Raw genomic sequence first — 16,648 nt, 5'->3', positions numbered from 1 at the left:
CATGCTTGCCGGCGGGCAGCATCGTGACGACGACCTCCGCATCCGCGACGGCTTCCTTGGCCGAGCCGGCGATACCGACGCCCATCTCGGCCGCAGCGTCCTTCGACGCCTGCACGAGGTCGAAAGCTTTGACGGCATGCCCCGCCTTGACGAGGTTCCCGGCCATCGGGCCGCCCATATTGCCGAGGCCGATGAAGGCGATATTGGTCATGGCTTAAACCTCATCTTTTTGGACGAAACTCTGCGATTTGGAGTCGAAGCGGCGAATTTTATCGCTGGTTTCTTCTAGAGGCACTCTGCGGTTGATCGCGGGATTGTGCTTCGTCGTGCCTCGCGGTTGTTCACGCCACGCGTTCCAGAACCAGCAAGCGCCCCACCCGATTCCCACTCCGATCATACCAGTCGAAATCGTTGATTTTTCGATGGAAAAGAACTTTGCCAAAAATGCCGTAAGGGCACCTAAAAGGGCGGTGCCAATCAAATAAACGACAAGTTGCCGAAAGAAACCCATGCCGCTTCTCCCACGTCAGTTCCCCTTGGACCGGCCCACCAGCCCGCGCGCGACGATCATCCGCATCACCTCGTTGGTCCCCTCGAGGATCTGGTGGACGCGCAGGTCGCGGACGATCTTCTCGATGCCGTAATCGGCGAGATAGCCGTAGCCGCCGTGGATCTGGAGGGCGTGGTTGGCGACCTCGAAACCGGTATCGGTGGCGATGCGCTTGGCCATGGCGCAGAGCTTGGTCGCATCCGGCGTCTTGGCATCGAGCGCCGCCGCCGCGCGCCAGAGCAGGCTGCGGGCCGCCTCCAGCTCGGTGGCCATGTCGGCGAGCTTGAACTGCAGGGCCTGGAAATCGGCGATGGCCGAGCCGAAGGCTTTCCGCTCCTTGGCATAGGCGAGCGAGCGGTCGAGCGCGCCCTGCGCGCCGCCGAGCGAGCAGGCGCCGATATTGAGCCGGCCGCCGTCGAGCCCGGCCATGGCGATCTTGAAGCCGATGCCCTCGGGGCCGAGGCGGTTGGCCACCGGCACGCGGCAGTTTTCGAAGATCACGGCCCGTGTCGGCTGGGCGTTCCAGCCCATCTTCTTCTCGTTGGCGCCGAAGGAGAGGCCGGGCGTATCCTTCTCGACGACGATGGTCGAAATACCTCCCGGACCAGCCTCGCCGGTGCGCGCCATCACGACATAGATGTCGGAGACGCCGGCGCCCGAGATGAACTGCTTCTGCCCGTCGAGGATGTAGTGGTCGCCGTCTAGCACCGCTTTCGTCTTCAGCGCGGCGGCGTCCGAGCCGGCGCCGGGCTCGGTCAGGCAGTAGCTCGCCAGATGCTCCATGGTGCAGAGCTTCGGCAGGAAGCGCTGCCGCTGCTCGTCCGAGCCGTAGCGGTCGATCATCCAGGCGCACATGTTGTGGATCGAGATATAGGCCGCGACCGTCGGGCAGCCCGTCGACAGCGCCTCGAAGATCAGCGCCGCGTCGAGCCGGGTCAGGCCGGAGCCGCCGACATCGTCGCGGATATAGATGCCGCCCATGCCGAGCGCGGCGGCGGCGCGCATCTCCTCGACCGGGAAATGCTTCTCCTCGTCCCAGCGCGCGGCGTGGGGGGCCAGTGTCTCGGCAGCGAAATCCTGCGCCATGTCGCGGATGGCGATCTGGTCCTCGGTCAGGGAAAACGGGCTCAAGGCTTGCGCTCCTGGGTCTTGAGGGCGGGCCGCGGCGTCGCGGCTTGAGGGCGTGGAGGCTGCGGATAGGCCCCCTCATAAGACTTGGCGTGTCCGCGATGCGGCGATCGGGCGGAATCGAGGGCGACGAAATCCTCGGGCCTCGCCGGCTCCCCGGCCTTGCCGATGAAGACGCGCGGCCCCTTGTCGGTCACCACCACGTCGCCATAGGCGAGGTCACCGCCAAGAAATGTCTCGACCGTGACGGGCGGAGGCGGGGGCGGGGGCAGGCTGGCTTCCAGTTCCCGCCGCAGCCGGTTCTCCTCGATGATGCGCGCCGCATGCGCCTTGCTGCGCTGGCGGGTTTCCTCGATCCCGCTTTGCCAGAGCCGGCGGCAATGGCCGCGCTGAGCGTCGTCGAGCGTCAGATGCTCGACGACGCCCGTTTCGCACAAGGCATCGTCGGGAGAGGCCGCGGGCAGAGCATCCTGCGCGGCCGCCGGCACCGTCAGGCCGCAGAGGAGGACGAGCGACGATGCGATGGTCCGCAGCGGTCGCTCCATGGCCTCCTCCGTCGGTGGCGCCTCAGTTCATCGTCGGGATGACGAAGCTCGCACCGTCCTTGATACCGCTCGGCCAGCGCGCCGTCACCGTCTTGGTCTTGGTGTAGAAGCGGATCGAGTCCGGGCCGTGCTGGTTGAGGTCGCCGAAGGAGGAGCGCTTCCAGCCGCCGAAGGTGTAATAGGCCAGCGGAACCGGGATCGGCAGGTTGATGCCGACCATGCCGACCTGGACCTTCGAGGCGAAGTCGCGCGCCGCATCGCCGTCGCGGGTGAAGATCGCGGTGCCGTTGCCGTATTCGTGATCGTTGGTGAGCTTCAGCGCCTCTTCATAGGTGTCGGCGCGCAGCACCGAGAGCACCGGCCCGAAGATTTCTTCCTTGTAGATGCGCATGTCCTTGGTGACGTTGTCGAACAGGCAGCCGCCGACATAGAAGCCGTTCTCGTAGCCCTGCATCTTGAAGTCGCGGCCGTCGACCAGGAGCTTGGCGCCTTCCTGGACGCCGATATCGACGTATTGCTTGATCTTCTCCATCGCCGCTTTGGTCACGACCGGGCCGTAATCGGCATTGACGTCGGTCGAGGGACCGATCTTCAGGCTCTCGACGCGCGGGATCAGGCGCTTGACCAGCTCGTCGGCAGTGCCCTTGCCGACGGGGACGGCGACCGAGATCGCCATGCAGCGCTCGCCGGCAGAGCCGTAGCCGGCGCCGATCAGGGCGTCGACCGTCTGGTCCATGTCGGCGTCCGGCATGATGATCATGTGGTTCTTGGCGCCGCCGAAGCACTGCACGCGCTTACCGTTGGCGCAGCCGCGGCTGTAGATGTACTCCGCGATCGGGGTCGAGCCGACGAAGCCGACGGCCTTGATCTCGGGATTGTCGAGGATGGCGTCGACCGATTCCTTGTCGCCGTTGACGACGTTGAGGATGCCGGGAGGGCCGCCGGCCTCGATGAAGAGCTCGGCGAGGCGCATCGGCACGCCCGGGTCGCGCTCGGAGGGCTTCAGGATGAAGGCGTTGCCGCAGGCGATCGCGGGGCCGAGTTTCCAGAGCGGGATCATCGCCGGGAAGTTGAACGGCGTGATGCCGGCGCAGACGCCGAGCGGCTGGCGCATCGAGTAGATGTCGATGCCGGGGCCGGCGCCGTCGGTGTACTCGCCCTTCATCAGGCCGGGCACGCCGAGCGAATATTCGATCACCTCGACGCCGCGCTGGATGTCGCCCTTGGCGTCGGGAATGGTCTTGCCGTGCTCGCGGGCGAGTAACTCGGCGAGCTCGTCGTTGTTCTGCGCGATCAGGTCAAGGAACTTCATCAGCACGCGGGCGCGGCGCTGCGGATTGGTCGCGGCCCATTTCGGCTGCGCCTCGGCAGCATTCTGCACGGCGGCGTGGAGTTCGGCGGTCGAGGCGAGGGCGACCTTGCCGATGATCGTGCCGTCCATCGGCTGGTAGATGTCGGCCGTGCGGCCCGAGGTGCCCGCGACATGCTTGCCGCCGATGAAATGCCCAACCTGACGCATCGCGCCCTCCCTACGAACTGATGGTGTGTTGATCTTGTCACCTCCCTACCATTCTCGTTTGCGCACGGCTATAGCGACAGTGAAACGCCGGTCGTGCGAAAACACGAATATGGGAGAGAGCCTTGGAGCGCTTCGACTGGGACGACCTCCGCTTCTTTCTGGCCGTGGCGCGCTCGGGCCGGCTCACCGCCGCCGCGCGCCGCCTCGGCGCCGACCACGCCACCGTCTCGCGCCGGATCACCTCGCTGGAGGAGGCGCTGAAGGCCAAGCTCTTCGAGCGCCGCCCGCAGGGCTACACGCTGACGGCCCATGGCGAGCGCCTGCTCGCCAAGGCCGAGAGCATGGAGACCGAAGCGTTGGCGATCCAGAGCGATATCGGCGGTGCCGACATGGCGCTCTCCGGCACGGTCAGGATCGGCGCGCCCGACGGGTTCGGCACCTCGTTCCTGGCGCCGCGCCTGGCATTGTTCGGCAAGTCCTATCCGGGGCTGGAGATCCAGCTCATCGCCATGCCGCGCCTGCTTTCGTTGTCGAAGCGCGAGGCCGATGTCGCGATCACGCTCGCCCCGCCGAAGGAGGGCAAGGTCGTCGCCCGCAAGCTCTCCGACTACCGCCTCGGGCTCTATGCTTCCCCGGAATACCTGGCCGCGGTGCCGCCGGTGACCAAGCCGGAGGATCTCTTCGAGCACCGCATCATCGGCTATATCGACGACCTCATCTTCTCGCCGGAGCTCGACTATCTCGACGAGGTCGCCAAGGGCCTGCGCGCCCATGTCCAGAGTTCGAGCGTCATCGCCCAGATGAATGCGGTGACGGCAGGTGCCGGCATCGGCGTGATCCATCACTTCATGGCGGAAGGGGAGAAGCGGCTCGTGCCCGTCCTGCCCGAGACGGTCTCGATCACGCGCTCCTTCTGGCTGCTCGTCCATGCCGACCTGAAGGACGTCGCGCGGGTTCGCGCCATCGTCGATTTCGTCGTTCGCGAGGTTAAGGCCTCGCGCGCCTTGCTGCTGGGCGAGCAGAGGCCGGAGGCCCGCATCGCGGCGGAATGACGTGGCGAGGACGGCGCCGGACCCGGTTCCCAGGCCGTTTCGACGTGGTTGGCCTATGGCTTGAGCCGCAGCCCGTCGTAATAGGCGGCAAGGAAGCGTTCGGACGATATGAGATCGGCGAGAGCTCGCAGGTTTGCGGCCACCGTCGGGCCGAGTGTCGTCTCGATCCGGCCATTGGCATCGGCCCAGCGCGAGACGGCCTGCTGCATGAGGCTTCGGCCGGCAGGGGTAAGGGTCGCCCGCTTGCTGCGCCGGTCTTCCAGATCGGGGTGAAGCGCGACGAGACCGTCCCGCACCAGCGGGCGCAACGCATGGGTCAGCGCCGAGATCTGGACCAACTGATGCGTCGCGACCGCGTTGAGCGTCGGCCCCCTGTCCTGTTCACTGAGCTGGTTGATGGCGACGAGCAGCCCGAACTGAGTGGCCTTGAGGCCGAGCGGAGAGATGGCGTCGTCATAAAGCTGGCCGAGGCGTCGCGTCGCGCGGCGCAGGGCGGTGTTCGTGCAGGCGATGGCGAGCGGGGCTTCCGGTCCGATTCCGGGAGCGATGCCGTCATCCGCCTCATTGGCCGGAAACTGATCCATGGTCCTAAAATAATTGAGCCCCACACTATTGAAAGAGGGGTGATCTGCTCCATTTGATTGAGCGCTCAACAAAAAGATTGAGCACTCAATCAAATAGGGTTTCCATCATGAGCACGCTTTCTCAACGCAAGCTCGCCGTCATCACCGGCGCATCGGCCGGTATCGGCGCCGTCTACGCCGACCGGCTCGCAGCCCGCGGCTATGATCTGCTGCTGATCGCGCGCCGGCGCGACCGGCTGCAGGAGGTCGCTGACCGCATCGTCTCAGCCCATGGTCGCAACGTCGAGCTTTTGGTCGCCGATCTCGCGGACGAGGCTGATCTCGCACGGGTCGAGCAGGATCTCGCCTCGCGCGGCGATATCGAGCTGTTCGTCAACAATGCCGGCATCGCCCGTTTCGCACCGATCGCGAAGGGCTCTGTTGCGGATTCGGTCGCGCAGATCGCGTTGAACGTCACGGCGTTGACGCGGCTGACCCATGCTGTCTTGCCGGGCCTCGTCGCCCGCGACCGCGGCACGATCGTCAATATAGCCTCGATCCTCAGCCTCCACACGCTGCCCCATAGCGCGGTCTACAGCGCGACCAAGGCGTTCGTGTTGGCCTTCTCGCGCGGCCTGCAGGCGGAAGTCGCGGGGACGGGTGTGAAGGTCCAGAGCGTGCATCCCCCGGCGACGGCGACCGACATCTGGGAGCTTGCGGGCGTGCCGCTGGAAAGCTTCGATCCCGAGAAGGTCATGGTCGTGGATGAACTCGTCGATGCGGCACTGGCCGGGCTCGACCATGGCGAGACCATCACCTGGCCGTCGGTCGCAGACGAAGGACTCTGGGCTGGCTTCGAGCAGGCTCGCGCCGCCATCGTCGCGGCATCGCAGACCCGCAAGCCGGCACCCCGTTACGTCGCCTGAGAAGAATGGCCCAAAGGCAAGCCGCTTCGCCGAGAGGCGGCTTGCCCTGACTCAGGCAGCAGCGGTGCGAACCTTGTCGCGCCCGTCCTGCTTGGCGACATAGAGCGCCTCGTCCGCCTGGCCGAGGCAGGTTTCGAGCATGGCGTCGGGCGCGAGCGCGGCGACGCCGATCGAGACCGTGAGTGGCAGGGTTTCCCCGTTGATGACGAGCGGCGTGCCGGCGATGGCCGCGCGGATGTCGCCGCACAGGCGCTCGGCCTCGGCGAGATCGGCGCCGGGGAAGATGATGGCGAATTCCTCGCCGCCGATCCGGGCGAGCAGGTTGAAACCGCGCTCCGCCGTGGCACCGAGTATCCTGGCGACGGCCGTCAGCGCCTTGTCGCCGCCGTCATGGCCGTGGCGGTCGTTGAGCCGCTTGAAATGATCGATGTCGAGAATGGCGACCGAGATCGGCAGGCCCATCTCGCGGGCCTCGCAGACAAGCTGCCGGCCGCGCGCGAAGAAATGGCGGCGGTTGAACAGGCCGGTGAGGAAGTCCCGCGCCGCGAGATCCTGCAATTGCCGGAGTTGGTCCAGCACCTCGACATTGGAGGCGATGCGGCATTGCAGCTCCTCCAGCACGAAGGGGCGCGAAACGAAATCATGCGCGCCGGCCTTGAGGAAGCCCGCCGAGGTCTGCCGGTCGGTCGAGGAGGAGATGCCGAGGACGCGCACGGCCGGATGATGCCGGCGGATGCGCCGCGCCAGCTCGAACCCGTCCATGTCGGGCATGTAATAGTCGCTGACCACGAGCTGGATATCGGGGTTGCTCTCCAGGATCGCGAGCGCTTCCTGCCCGGACCCGGCCTCGACCACGGCATATTGCTGGATCGACAGCATGCGCGCGAGGACCTTGCGGGTCGTACGGGTGTCGTCGACCACGAGGATGCGGGTGTTGCGGTTGTTCAGCGCCCGCTTGACCGTGCCGACGATATTGGGAAGCGCGAACTCGTTGTCCTTGAGGACGTAATCGATGACCTCCCGCTCCATGATCCGCCCGCGGGTGGCGAGATCGAAGGTCGCGGTGAACACGACCGAGGGGATGCCGTGCGTCACGGTCCAGTCGAGCGCCTCGCCGCGCGGCGCGTCGGGCAGGTTGAGGTCGACCACGGCGATGGCATAGGCGCCGGGCGCTGCGACGATGAGATCGCTGACCTCTTTCAGTGAAGCGCAGGTCGTCACCGGCAGCCCGGTCTCGGCCTGGAGGAGCTGCCGCAGCGCGAGCGAGAAGGTTCGGGAATCCTCGATGACGAGGATCTTGCGGTCGTCCGGTACGGGCTCTGGCCTGGCCTGTAGTGTCTGATGGGCACCCATGCTCCATCTAGGGCGCCCGCAAGTTTAATTTTCCGTCACATCTGCCTGGCGGACCCGTGCCTGGGCCGTCAAATCTGCCAAGGCAGGATGTTGTGCTGCCGGTTGCGGCCGATCAGGTCGAGCGCCAGCATGACGACGAGGATGACGGCGCAGGCGCTGATCGCCACGGCCGCAGCCTCGCCCGCGAGGCCCGCTTCCTTGAGGCTGAACAGCACGACGCCGAGCGTCTCCGTGCCGGAGGACCAGAGCAGGGCCGAGACGGTGAGCTCGTTGAAGGCGACGAGGAAGACCATCAGCGCCGAGACGGCTGCCGCCGGCGCCAGGATCGGCGCGATGACGAAGCGCAGCATCTGCATGAGGCTGGCGCCGTCGAGCTTCGCGGCATCCTCGTGATGCGCCTCGATCTGTGCCATGGCGGCGACCGGCGCCTTCAGCGCCAGCGGCAGGAAGCGGGCGAGATAGGCGAAGAGGATGATGAAGGGCGTGCCGTAGATGCTGATGCCGATCAGCGGCAGCGGCTTCAGGAAGATCAGGATGCAGGCGATGGCCAGCACGATGCCGGGCAAGGCATAGGGCAATTCGATCATCAGCTCGACGGCGCGCCTGATCTTGCCGAGCCGCCGTTCCAGCCCATAGGCGAAGACGATGGCGAGGGCGGCGAGGATCAGTGCGGCGCTGCCGGCGAAGAGCAGCGAGTTGCGGAAGGCGCGTATCGTCGCGGCCTGGCGCAGCAAAACCTCACTGAACTTGTCGAAGGTCAGCGTCTGCCAGGAGAGCGGCACGCCGAGCGCCGGCGTCAGTGCTTCGCTCAACAGGGCGAGCAGCGGCAGCCCGAGCTTCAGGACGAGCAGCAACCACAGGCCCGCGGCGGCGAAGGGGCGGGCCGGCCCGAGCAGCCAATAGGCCTCCAGCGGCCGTTCGATCTCGACCTTGCCGCGCTGCCCCCGTGCGGCGAGAGCGCTCGCGGCGACGCCGAGCGCGGCGACGACACCGACCAGCACGGCGAGAGCCGCGGTCTCGCCGAGGCTCGACGGCCCGAAGCTCGACAGCCGGCGATAGATGAGCGTCGGCAGCGTCAGGTAATTGACCGGCAGGCCGAGCAGCGCGGGGATGCCGAAATTGCCGACGCCCGCGACGAAGGCGATCAGGCCTGCCGCGATGATCTGCGGCCTCAGCACCGGAATGATGATCCGGGTGGTGATGGTCATGGGCGCGGCGCCTTCCATCTGGGCCGCCTCGACCAGCGATTGCGGGATGCTGCGCAGGCCGGTCCAGAGCGTGATCGCGACCAGCGGCGCATGGTGCATCGCCATGACGAGGATGATGCCGCCGCGGCCCAGAAGCGGGTTCGGCGTGCCCGGCGGCGGCGCGAGGCCGATCAGCGCGAGGATCTGCGAGTTCGGCGCGAGCAGGCTCAGGAAGGCCAGCGCCGCGATTTGCGGCGCGATCATCATCGAGAAGACGAAGGCGAAGGCGAGCGGGCGCTTGCCTCTGACATCGGTGACGCCGAGCGCCAGCGCGACGATGCCGCCGACGAGGAGCGCGCCGAGGGCCGAGAGGCTCGCGGTTTCCAGCGTATGCCAACTCGCGGTGAGGGCCGCCCGGCTCGTCATCTCGGTGAAGGCTTCGCGCGGCGCGAAGCGCCAGCCGGGTGCGAAGGCGGCCACGACCAGCCGGAAGAGGGGCAAGCCGCCGAGGATGAGCGCGACCGCGACGACGAGCGCCGGCAGGCCCCAGCCGTCCGGCAGCCGCAGCGGGGGCAGGGGCGGGGCGGCCGGGGTGGGCCCCCGCTTCACGTTTCGGTCGATGGCCAGCGTCATTGCGCTGGCGCGCTTAGCATGGAAGCGGCCTTGGAGCCTCCAACAAAACCCATCGAGACCTCCGGGTTTTTTTTAGGGGCTCTTACTCGAAGATCGCACTGAAGCGCTTGCGGGCGGCGGTTTCCTCGGCGAGCGCCTTGGCGGCGTCGAAGGCCATCAGCTTGATCGCGCTGCGGGCGGGATAGCCGGCCGGCAGGGCGACGTCGGGATGGGCGGCGACATAGCCCTGCTTCAGCGCGAGCGCCTGGCCCTCGGCGGAGAGCAGGAAATCGATGAAGGCCTTGGCGGCGTCCGGATTCCGGGTGGTCTTCAGGATGGCGACGGGCTCGCTGACGGCGGAGACGCCCTCGCTCGGGAAGACGAACTCGACCGGCGCGCCCTTGGCCTTCTCGCGGATCGGCATGAAGTCGACGATCATGCCGTAGAGCTTCTCGCCGGTGGCGACCTGGCGCAGGATGTCGCCATTGGCGCCGGCGGCGAGCGTGCCGTTCTCCTTGAGCTTCTCGTAGAAGCCCCAGCCGTCGCCGAGATTGCTGGTGAGCGTGATCGTGTGGATCAGCGCGGCGCCCGAGTTCAGCGGGCTCGGCATCGCCAACTGGTTCTTGGCTTCCGGCTTGGTGAGGTCGGCCCAGCTCGCGGGCTTCATCGCCGCCCGGGTGTTGTAGACGATGCCGGTGGTGATCAGCTTGGTCGCGAACCACATCTTCTGGGGATCGTGGATGCCGGCCGGATAGGCGCCGACATCCGCCTTGTCATGGGCAAGAAGGCGGCCCTCCTTCTTGAGGCCCTCCATCGTCACCGCATCGGCGATCAGCAGCACGTCCGCCTGCGGGGCACCGGCCTCGAACTCGGCTTTCAGCTTCGCCATCACGCGCGGCGTGCCGTCGCGCACGAAGGAGACATCGACCTTGGGGTATTTCGCCTTGAAGGCGTCGATCGTCTGCTGGGCGTCGGTATTGGGCTGGCTGGTATAGAGCACCAGCTTGCCTTCGACGGCGAAGGCTTGCGACGCAGCCGCGAGGCCGGCGGCAATGATGAAGGCGCTCAGGGCCGTGCGCTGCATCTGAAAACTCCGTCTCGTGATCGCGGCTGCGAGTTGGCGCTGCCGGTAGTCCTGTCACATGACAGTTCCATGAAACCGGTCTTCATTTCCACGCCGTGGGCGCGTTGCATACCCTGGAATTAAAAATACTATTTGGCGAGATTCCGCCGGCTTGTTTTGAACGGGGATTTTCGACTAGGGTCGCGGCAAGACGATCATAAGGTCGCTTTAAAACGGTTTAGATGGGAGGATATTCGATGAAGCTGGTTCGGCATTTCGCCATGGGGACGGCTGTCGCGGCGGTGCTCGCAGGCTGGTCCGGCGCCGCCATGGCGCAGGAGACGCTGACGGCCTGGTTCACCAAGGGCTTCTACAAGGGCGAGGACGACGCGCTGCTCGCGGTCGTCGACAAATTCCAGAAGGCGACGGGCGTCAAGGTCGAACTCTCGCTCTACGCGACCGAGGATTGCGTCACGAAATCGGTCGGCGCTGTCGATGCCGGTACGCCGCCGGATGTCGGCTTCTGCACCACCTATGATTTCCGCACCACCGGCAAATGGGCATATGACGGCAAGCTTGAGGACGTCTCGGACGTGCTCGATCCGCTCAAGGGCGACATCCAGCCGATGGCGCTCTCGACCACCTTCCTGATGAACGGCAAGGCCGGCAAGAAGTCATACTATGCCTTCCCGGTCGAGCAGCAGATGATGCACATCACCTACTGGAAGGACATGCTGGAGGAGGCCGGCTTCAAGGAGGCCGACATCCCGAAGACCTGGGACGGCTACTGGGATTTCTGGTGCGACAAGGTCCAGGGCGCGATGCGCGCCAAGGGCAAGCGCATCTATGGCATCGGCCATCCGATGGGCATCGCCGCGTCCGACACCTTCTACTCGTTCCTGACCTTCGCCAACGCCTATAACGCCAAGGTCGTCGACGAGAACGGCAAGATCGTGCTCGACCAGCCCGAGAACAAGAAGGCGATGGTCGAGGCGGTGAAGTCCTATGCCAACATCTTCCAGCGCGGCTGCACGCCGCCCTCCTCGGTGAACTGGCTCGATCCCGACAACAACGTCGCCTTCCATAACCGCACGACGGTGATGACGCACAACGCCACGATCTCGATCGCCGGCAAGCACATGGACGACATGAACAACCCGGCGCTCACTGCCGAGCAGCGGGCGCAGGCCAAGAAGAACTACGAGGACAATATCCGCACCGCCGAGTTCCCGCTCAAGGCGGACGGCAGCAAGATGACCAATCTCGCCGCCGTGAAGACCGCGGTGATCTTCGCGGACGCCAAGAACAAGAAGCGCGCCAAGGAATTCATGGCCTTCTTCATGAAGGACGAGAACCTGCGGCCCTTCGTCGAAGGCTCGGCCGGCCGCTGGGTGCCGACGACGCTCAAGGCGATCGACGCGCCGTTCTGGTCCGACGGCAAGGATCCGCACCGCGCGGTCGTCTACAAGCAGTACAAGGACGGCACCGTGCCGTTCCAGTTCGTCTACAACTACAATTTCACGACCGTGAACGCCGAGAACGTCTGGGCCAAGGCCGTGAATCGCGTCGTCCAGGACAAGATCCCGGCCGAGCAGGCCGTGGACGAGATGATCGCCCGCATCAAGCAGATCGCCGGCTGACACGCGCCTTCATTGCGCTTGCGTCAACGACCCGCCGCGGCAAGGATTGCCGCGGCGTATCTTTCACAGGGTGACAAAAAGCCTCTGACAAAACCGGAGAGTCCATGAGCACAGCCACCATGACCGCGCCGCTGGCGGCGCCGCGCGATGACGCATCGGGGTTCACGCGAGACCGCGCGATGTGGGGAGCGATCATGCTGGCGCCCTATGTGCTCGTCTTCGCCGTCATGGTGGTCTACCCGGTGGCTTACGGCCTCTGGCTCGGCCTCAACTGGAATTCCTATCGGGCGCTCTTCGCCGACCCGATCTTCTTCCGCACCGTCGTCAACACGATCATCTTCCTGTTCGTCGCGGTGAACCTGAAATTCCTGATCGCGCTCGGGCTCTCCGGCTTCTTCGTCCAGCAGCGGCCCTGGATCCGCATCGTCCTGGTGCTGTTCATCCTGCCCTGGGCGGTGCCGTCGATCCCCACCATCCTGTCCTTCCGGGTGATGCTGAACCCCGAGAACGGCATGCTGAACCAGCAGCTCTTCCAGTGGTTCGGCATCATGGAGGGACCGGGCTGGCTCACCGATCCCAAGCTCGCCTTCATCTCCTCGATCTTCGTCCATATCTGGAAGTCGCTGCCGTTCTGGACGCTGATCCTGATCACCGGCCGGCTCGCCATCGCGGCCGACCTCTACGAGGCCGCCAGCGTCGACGGCGCCAATCGCTGGCAGCAGTTCCGCTTCATCACCTGGCCGTCGCTGGCGACGCTCTACGTCACCTCGACCATGCTCTCGATGATCTGGACGCTGGGCGACTTCAACAGCGTCTACTTGCTCACCGGCGGCGGGCCGGGCGATCTCAACCATGTGCTGGCGACGCTCGGCATCCGCTACATGCGCAACAACAATCTCGATCTCGGCATCGCCTCGATCATCGTCGCGATGCCGCTGATCCTGCCGATGGTCTTCGTGATGGTGAAGCGCCTGTCGAAGGGAGCCGACGCATGAGAAAGCTCCTAGACGAAGGCAAGCTGCTGCTGGTCGCCGTGCCCGTCCTGCTCTGGACGCTGCTGCCGATCTACCACCTCTTCGTGCTCTCGATCTCCAACCAGGAATCGATGCTGGCCGGCAAGCTCTGGCCGGACAAGCCGACGCTGCAGAACTTCCAGATCGTCTTCGCCCAGCAGCACTACTACCTGCACAATTTCTGGCGGCAGATGTTCAACAGCTTCTTCATCGCGGTGGCGACGGGGCTGATCACACTCTTCGTCGCGACCTTCGCGGCCTTCGCCATCGCGCGCCTCAAGGTGAAGGGCGGGCGCACGATCATGAACCTGGCGCTGGCGACCTACCTGATCCCGGCGGCCTTCCTGGCGATCCCGATGTACAAGGCGATGGGCTCCTACGGCCTGCTCAACACGCAGGCCTCGCTGATCCTGGCGATGGTCGCGCTCGCCTCGCCCTATGCGATCTGGGTGCTGAAACAGGCCTCCGACAAATTGCCGAAGGAGCTCGACGAGGCCGCGGTGATGGACGGCGCCACCTCGATCCAGCTCTTCCGGCTGGTCTATCTGCCGCTGATGAAGCCCTCGATGGTGGTGATCGGCATCTACGCCCTGCTGCTCGCCTGGAACGAGTATCTCTACGCTTTCCTGCTGCTGTCCTCGGAGAAGGCGGTGCCGCTCGCAGTGGGCCTCGGCCTCTTCCTCTCGGCCGACGATGCGCCCTGGAACCTGCTGATGGCGGCCGGCTTGCTCTATGCCATCCCGCCGGCGGCGATCTACTACCTGTTCCGCAAGAACATGGTCGGCGGCCTGACCTCGGGCGCGGTGAAGAGCTGAGGCTGGCGGCGCGCGTCATTCTCGGGCGAAGCGCAGCTTCGACCCGAGAATCTCAGGCCGGAAAGGGCGCTCTTCTCCTCCAAGAGATGCCCGGGTCAAGCCTGAGCATGACGTGCGGCTTCAGGCGGCGTCAGCTCGCCGCATGGCCGGATTGCTTCATCGCTCTCGCAATGGCGATGAACAGGCGTCACACTGAATGCGTTACGACAAGAAGAATTGCCGAGGATAGACCGATGACCGCCTCCAAGCTCGACCAGCTCCGCCAGATGACCACCGTCGTCGCCGACACCGGCGATATCGAGGCCGTGCGCCGCCTGAAGCCTGTCGACTGCACGACGAACCCGACCCTGATCCTCAAGGCGGTGGAGACGCCGGCCTACAGCGGTCTCGTCGACGAGGCGATCGGCTGGGGCAAGAAGCAGGGCGGCGGCGAGAAGGCGGTCCATGCCGTCTGCGACCGCCTCGCGGTAAACTTCGGCACGGAACTGACCAAGATCGTCCCCGGCCGCGTCTCGACCGAGGTCGATGCCGATCTCTCCTTCGACACGGCAGCGACCATCGAGAAGGCGCGCGCCGTCATCGCCGCCTACACGGAGCGCGGCGTCGAGAAGGACCGCATCCTCATCAAGATCGCCTCGACCTGGGAAGGCCTGCAGGCCGCCAAGGTGCTGCAGGGCGAGGGCATCGACTGCAACCTGACCCTGCTCTTCGCGCTGCCGCAGGCGGTTGCGGCGGCCGAGGCGAACGCCTTCCTGATCTCGCCCTTCGTCGGCCGCATCCTCGACTGGCACGTCAAGGCAGGCGGCGGCCCCTACACCGCCGAAACCGATCCCGGCGTCGTCTCCGTCAAGAGCATCTATGCCTATTACAAGGCCTTCGGCATCAAGACGGTCGTGATGGGCGCATCCTTCCGCAACACCGGCGAGATCGAGGCCTTGGCCGGTTGCGACCGCCTGACGATCGGGCCGGGCCTGCTCGACGAGCTCGCCGCCGCGACCGGCGACCTGCCGCGCCGCCTCTCGCCGGCCGCCTCGCCGCAAATGGAAGGGGGCGTCAGCAGGAAGCTCGGCTTCGACGAGAAGGCCTTCCGCTTCGCCATGAACGAGGATGCGATGGGGACCGAGAAGCTGGCGGAGGGCATCCGCGGCTTCGTCAAGGACCTGCGCGGCCTGCGCAAGCTCGTCGCCGCGAAGCTGGGCTGAGGCGATTTGCGGCTGAGCGGCAGCGTGGCCTGATCTGCCGCTTTGCGGCAGATCATTGACGCGGGCCTCGGGCAGGCCTCTGATGGATCGATGTCCTGACGAGGCCGCCCCGGCTGTCGCGGCCCGCCCAACTGGAGTCGGTCATGAGCACGCCTGCAGAAACCTCGCCCCGCCATGGCTCCTCGCTCGCCACGCATCTCGTCCCGCTCCGCCGCAATTCCGGTTGGCTGATGGCGGCGGGCATCGCCCTCGTCATTCTCGGCATTCTCGGCCTTGGCGCCGTGACGATGCTCAGCCTCGCCAGCGCGATCTGGTTCGGCGCGATGATCCTGGTCGGCGGTATCGTCGTGCTGGTCGATGCCTTCAGGCATCAAGGCTGGAAGAGCCGCCTGCTGCATATCCTCATCGGCGCTCTCTATATCGCAATCGGCCTGATGACCTTCGCCAATCCGCTGCTCGCCACCGCCTCGCTGACATTGCTGGCGGGCGCGGCGCTGGTTGCGACCGGCGTGCTGCGCCTCGTAGTCGCCTTCCAGAACCGGGAATTGCCTGCCTGGGGCTGGATCGCCTTCTCGGGCGCGCTATCGCTGCTGCTCGGCGGCATGATCCTGGCGCAATGGCCGGCGTCCAGCTTGTGGGTGCTCGGCACCTTCCTGGCGATCGAACTGATCTTCCAAGGCTGGGCGGCGATCGCGCTGGCGCGCGCGATCCGCTCAACCTTCGATGGCGTGAAGCCGCGCTGAAGCCAAGCATTTTCGAGCGACGTGGGAACCGGTTCGCGTGAAGAAAATGCGAAGAGCGAGCCTTACTCGACGGCTTCGGCAGTCACGGCTGCCTTGGCGGGCGTGCTGAGATTGCCGAAGCGCGCCCTGCCGCCGGCGGCGGCCGTCTGCAATTGCTGTTTCCAGCCCTTGGAATCGCTGCCCCCGAGCGCGACGAAATCGGCCGGGCGTGCCGCATCGGCGTCGCGGCCCTGATAGACCAGCACGCCGCCGGCGGTGACGACGATGTCGCCGCGCCGCAGCGTCGGATCCTTGAGATACCACTGCTTGTCGCTCTGGGGATCGAGCTGGACCACGGGCGGCTTTGGCTTCGAGGAAGCCTCGGGCGCCTTGGCACGCGGCGCGCGCACGCGCGGCTCATCGTCATATTCGTAGATTGGAGAAGCCCTCAGGCGCGGCCCGCCGCCGAAGAAGGCGCGGGCGAGATCGTCGAAGAAGCCGGCCGCCTGGGCGCTCGGCGCAGCCGCGCAGGCAAGCGCTGCGGCCACCGCCCATCGCATCATTCCTGACCGCGTCATCGCCTCGCCTCCATCTCGTCGCCTTACCAACGACGAGTGGTCGCGAAAGGTTCGATCCGGGTTCACGAAAGCGGTTAAGAATCTTTCGCGCGATCCTCTGGCATCCTCACAACTGCGTGTCCGCCCCTGCCGGCGACCAGGCATCTCGGCCTAGGATGCCGGTGATCCGGCTGCCGAGGA

General features: G+C 65.9%; 17 protein-coding genes. 7 read left to right on the top strand and 10 right to left on the bottom strand.

Translation table 11 applies throughout. The features are described 5' to 3' along the window. The 5 genes from JHD80_RS02525 to JHD80_RS02505 form a co-directional block, all read right to left on the bottom strand. On the bottom strand, positions 1-211 hold a 211-nt coding region (locus JHD80_RS02525; protein ID WP_199084791.1), incomplete at its 3' end, for an NAD(P)-binding domain-containing protein. A 3-nt stretch (positions 212-214) separates the two neighbouring features. Continuing rightward, positions 215-511: a hypothetical protein gene (locus JHD80_RS02520; protein ID WP_199084790.1), complete on the bottom strand. Its 297-nt coding sequence runs from the start codon at positions 509-511 to the stop codon at positions 215-217. A 15-nt stretch (positions 512-526) separates the two neighbouring features. Beyond that, on the bottom strand, positions 527-1,681 hold the full coding sequence (locus tag JHD80_RS02515) for an isobutyryl-CoA dehydrogenase (RefSeq protein ID WP_199084789.1): 1,155 nt from the start codon (positions 1,679-1,681) through the stop codon (positions 527-529). Then, positions 1,678-2,223, bottom strand: coding sequence for a hypothetical protein (locus JHD80_RS02510; RefSeq protein ID WP_199084788.1), 546 nt, complete (start codon positions 2,221-2,223; stop codon positions 1,678-1,680). The genes JHD80_RS02515 and JHD80_RS02510 overlap by 4 nt, the downstream gene beginning before the upstream one ends. Before the next feature lie 22 nt (positions 2,224-2,245). After that, positions 2,246-3,742 (bottom strand): CoA-acylating methylmalonate-semialdehyde dehydrogenase, encoded by a 1,497-nt coding sequence (locus tag JHD80_RS02505; protein WP_199084787.1) that lies wholly within the window; start codon positions 3,740-3,742, stop codon positions 2,246-2,248. A 122-nt stretch (positions 3,743-3,864) separates the two neighbouring features. Between JHD80_RS02505 and JHD80_RS02500 the strand changes: the two genes are divergently transcribed. Beyond that, on the top strand, positions 3,865-4,794 hold the full coding sequence (locus JHD80_RS02500; protein WP_199084786.1) for a LysR family transcriptional regulator: 930 nt from the start codon (positions 3,865-3,867) through the stop codon (positions 4,792-4,794). Between the two features lie 53 nt (positions 4,795-4,847). Here the strand turns inward: JHD80_RS02500 and JHD80_RS02495 are convergent, their stop codons facing one another. Further along, entirely contained in the window at positions 4,848-5,378 is a 531-nt protein-coding gene (locus JHD80_RS02495; RefSeq protein WP_210339782.1) for a MarR family winged helix-turn-helix transcriptional regulator, read from the bottom strand. Between the two features lie 107 nt (positions 5,379-5,485). Here JHD80_RS02495 and JHD80_RS02490 point away from each other — a divergent pair, with 107 nt between their 5' ends. Further along, positions 5,486-6,283, top strand: coding sequence for an SDR family NAD(P)-dependent oxidoreductase (locus tag JHD80_RS02490; RefSeq protein ID WP_199084785.1), 798 nt, complete (start codon positions 5,486-5,488; stop codon positions 6,281-6,283). A 51-nt stretch (positions 6,284-6,334) separates the two neighbouring features. Here JHD80_RS02490 and JHD80_RS02485 read toward each other — a convergent pair whose 3' ends face one another. The 3 genes from JHD80_RS02485 to JHD80_RS02475 form a co-directional block, all read right to left on the bottom strand. After that, positions 6,335-7,636 carry a GGDEF domain-containing response regulator gene (locus JHD80_RS02485; protein WP_199084784.1) on the bottom strand — a complete coding sequence of 434 codons (1,302 nt, stop codon included), beginning with the start codon at positions 7,634-7,636 and terminating at the stop codon, positions 6,335-6,337. Between the two features lie 68 nt (positions 7,637-7,704). After that, the gene (locus JHD80_RS02480; protein WP_349237193.1) at positions 7,705-9,432 is read right to left on the bottom strand and encodes an ABC transporter permease; all 1,728 of its coding nucleotides are present in this window, start codon (positions 9,430-9,432) and stop codon (positions 7,705-7,707) included. Positions 9,433-9,538: 106 nt separating this feature from the next. After that, positions 9,539-10,519 (bottom strand): ABC transporter substrate-binding protein, encoded by a 981-nt coding sequence (locus tag JHD80_RS02475; RefSeq protein WP_199084782.1) that lies wholly within the window; start codon positions 10,517-10,519, stop codon positions 9,539-9,541. Between the two features lie 236 nt (positions 10,520-10,755). Between JHD80_RS02475 and JHD80_RS02470 the strand changes: the two genes are divergently transcribed. From JHD80_RS02470 to JHD80_RS02450, 5 genes are all read left to right on the top strand, one after another. Further along, on the top strand, positions 10,756-12,138 hold the full coding sequence (locus tag JHD80_RS02470) for an ABC transporter substrate-binding protein (RefSeq protein ID WP_248311345.1): 1,383 nt from the start codon (positions 10,756-10,758) through the stop codon (positions 12,136-12,138). Between the two features lie 119 nt (positions 12,139-12,257). After that, positions 12,258-13,133, top strand: coding sequence for an ABC transporter permease subunit (locus JHD80_RS02465; protein WP_199084798.1), 876 nt, complete (start codon positions 12,258-12,260; stop codon positions 13,131-13,133). Further along, positions 13,130-13,966: a carbohydrate ABC transporter permease gene (locus JHD80_RS02460; RefSeq protein ID WP_199084781.1), complete on the top strand. Its 837-nt coding sequence runs from the start codon at positions 13,130-13,132 to the stop codon at positions 13,964-13,966. Before JHD80_RS02465 ends, JHD80_RS02460 begins: the two co-directional genes overlap by 4 nt. Positions 13,967-14,199: 233 nt before the next feature. Beyond that, positions 14,200-15,168 carry a transaldolase gene (gene tal, locus JHD80_RS02455; RefSeq protein ID WP_199084780.1) on the top strand — a complete coding sequence of 323 codons (969 nt, stop codon included), beginning with the start codon at positions 14,200-14,202 and terminating at the stop codon, positions 15,166-15,168. A 143-nt stretch (positions 15,169-15,311) separates the two neighbouring features. Next, on the top strand, positions 15,312-15,911 hold the full coding sequence (locus JHD80_RS02450; protein ID WP_199084779.1) for an HdeD family acid-resistance protein: 600 nt from the start codon (positions 15,312-15,314) through the stop codon (positions 15,909-15,911). Positions 15,912-15,973: 62 nt separating this feature from the next. Here the strand turns inward: JHD80_RS02450 and JHD80_RS02445 are convergent, their stop codons facing one another. Further along, positions 15,974-16,468, bottom strand: coding sequence for a hypothetical protein (locus JHD80_RS02445; protein WP_199084778.1), 495 nt, complete (start codon positions 16,466-16,468; stop codon positions 15,974-15,976). Positions 16,469-16,648 lie beyond the last annotated feature (180 nt).

Origin of the sequence: Allobosea sp. ASV33 (assembly GCF_016428755.1) — a bacterium.
Classification (GTDB): Bacteria; Pseudomonadota; Alphaproteobacteria; order Rhizobiales; family Beijerinckiaceae; genus Allobosea.
This window is presented reverse-complemented; position numbering and strand designations above follow the sequence as displayed.

Coding starts and splice junctions, on each gene's coding strand:
- JHD80_RS02520 (WP_199084790.1), bottom strand. CDS start 511: ATGGGTTTCTTTCGGCAACTTGTCGTTTATTTGATTGGCACCGCCCTT.
- JHD80_RS02510 (WP_199084788.1), bottom strand. CDS start 2,223: ATGGAGCGACCGCTGCGGACCATCGCATCGTCGCTCGTCCTCCTCTGC.
- JHD80_RS02505 (WP_199084787.1), bottom strand. CDS start 3,742: ATGCGTCAGGTTGGGCATTTCATCGGCGGCAAGCATGTCGCGGGCACC.
- JHD80_RS02495 (WP_210339782.1), bottom strand. CDS start 5,378: ATGGATCAGTTTCCGGCCAATGAGGCGGATGACGGCATCGCTCCCGGA.
- JHD80_RS02490 (WP_199084785.1), top strand. CDS start 5,486: ATGAGCACGCTTTCTCAACGCAAGCTCGCCGTCATCACCGGCGCATCG.
- JHD80_RS02485 (WP_199084784.1), bottom strand. CDS start 7,636: ATGGGTGCCCATCAGACACTACAGGCCAGGCCAGAGCCCGTACCGGAC.
- JHD80_RS02475 (WP_199084782.1), bottom strand. CDS start 10,519: ATGCAGCGCACGGCCCTGAGCGCCTTCATCATTGCCGCCGGCCTCGCG.
- JHD80_RS02470 (WP_248311345.1), top strand. CDS start 10,756: ATGAAGCTGGTTCGGCATTTCGCCATGGGGACGGCTGTCGCGGCGGTG.
- JHD80_RS02465 (WP_199084798.1), top strand. CDS start 12,258: ATGACCGCGCCGCTGGCGGCGCCGCGCGATGACGCATCGGGGTTCACG.
- JHD80_RS02460 (WP_199084781.1), top strand. CDS start 13,130: ATGAGAAAGCTCCTAGACGAAGGCAAGCTGCTGCTGGTCGCCGTGCCC.
- tal (WP_199084780.1), top strand. CDS start 14,200: ATGACCGCCTCCAAGCTCGACCAGCTCCGCCAGATGACCACCGTCGTC.
- JHD80_RS02450 (WP_199084779.1), top strand. CDS start 15,312: ATGAGCACGCCTGCAGAAACCTCGCCCCGCCATGGCTCCTCGCTCGCC.
- JHD80_RS02445 (WP_199084778.1), bottom strand. CDS start 16,468: ATGACGCGGTCAGGAATGATGCGATGGGCGGTGGCCGCAGCGCTTGCC.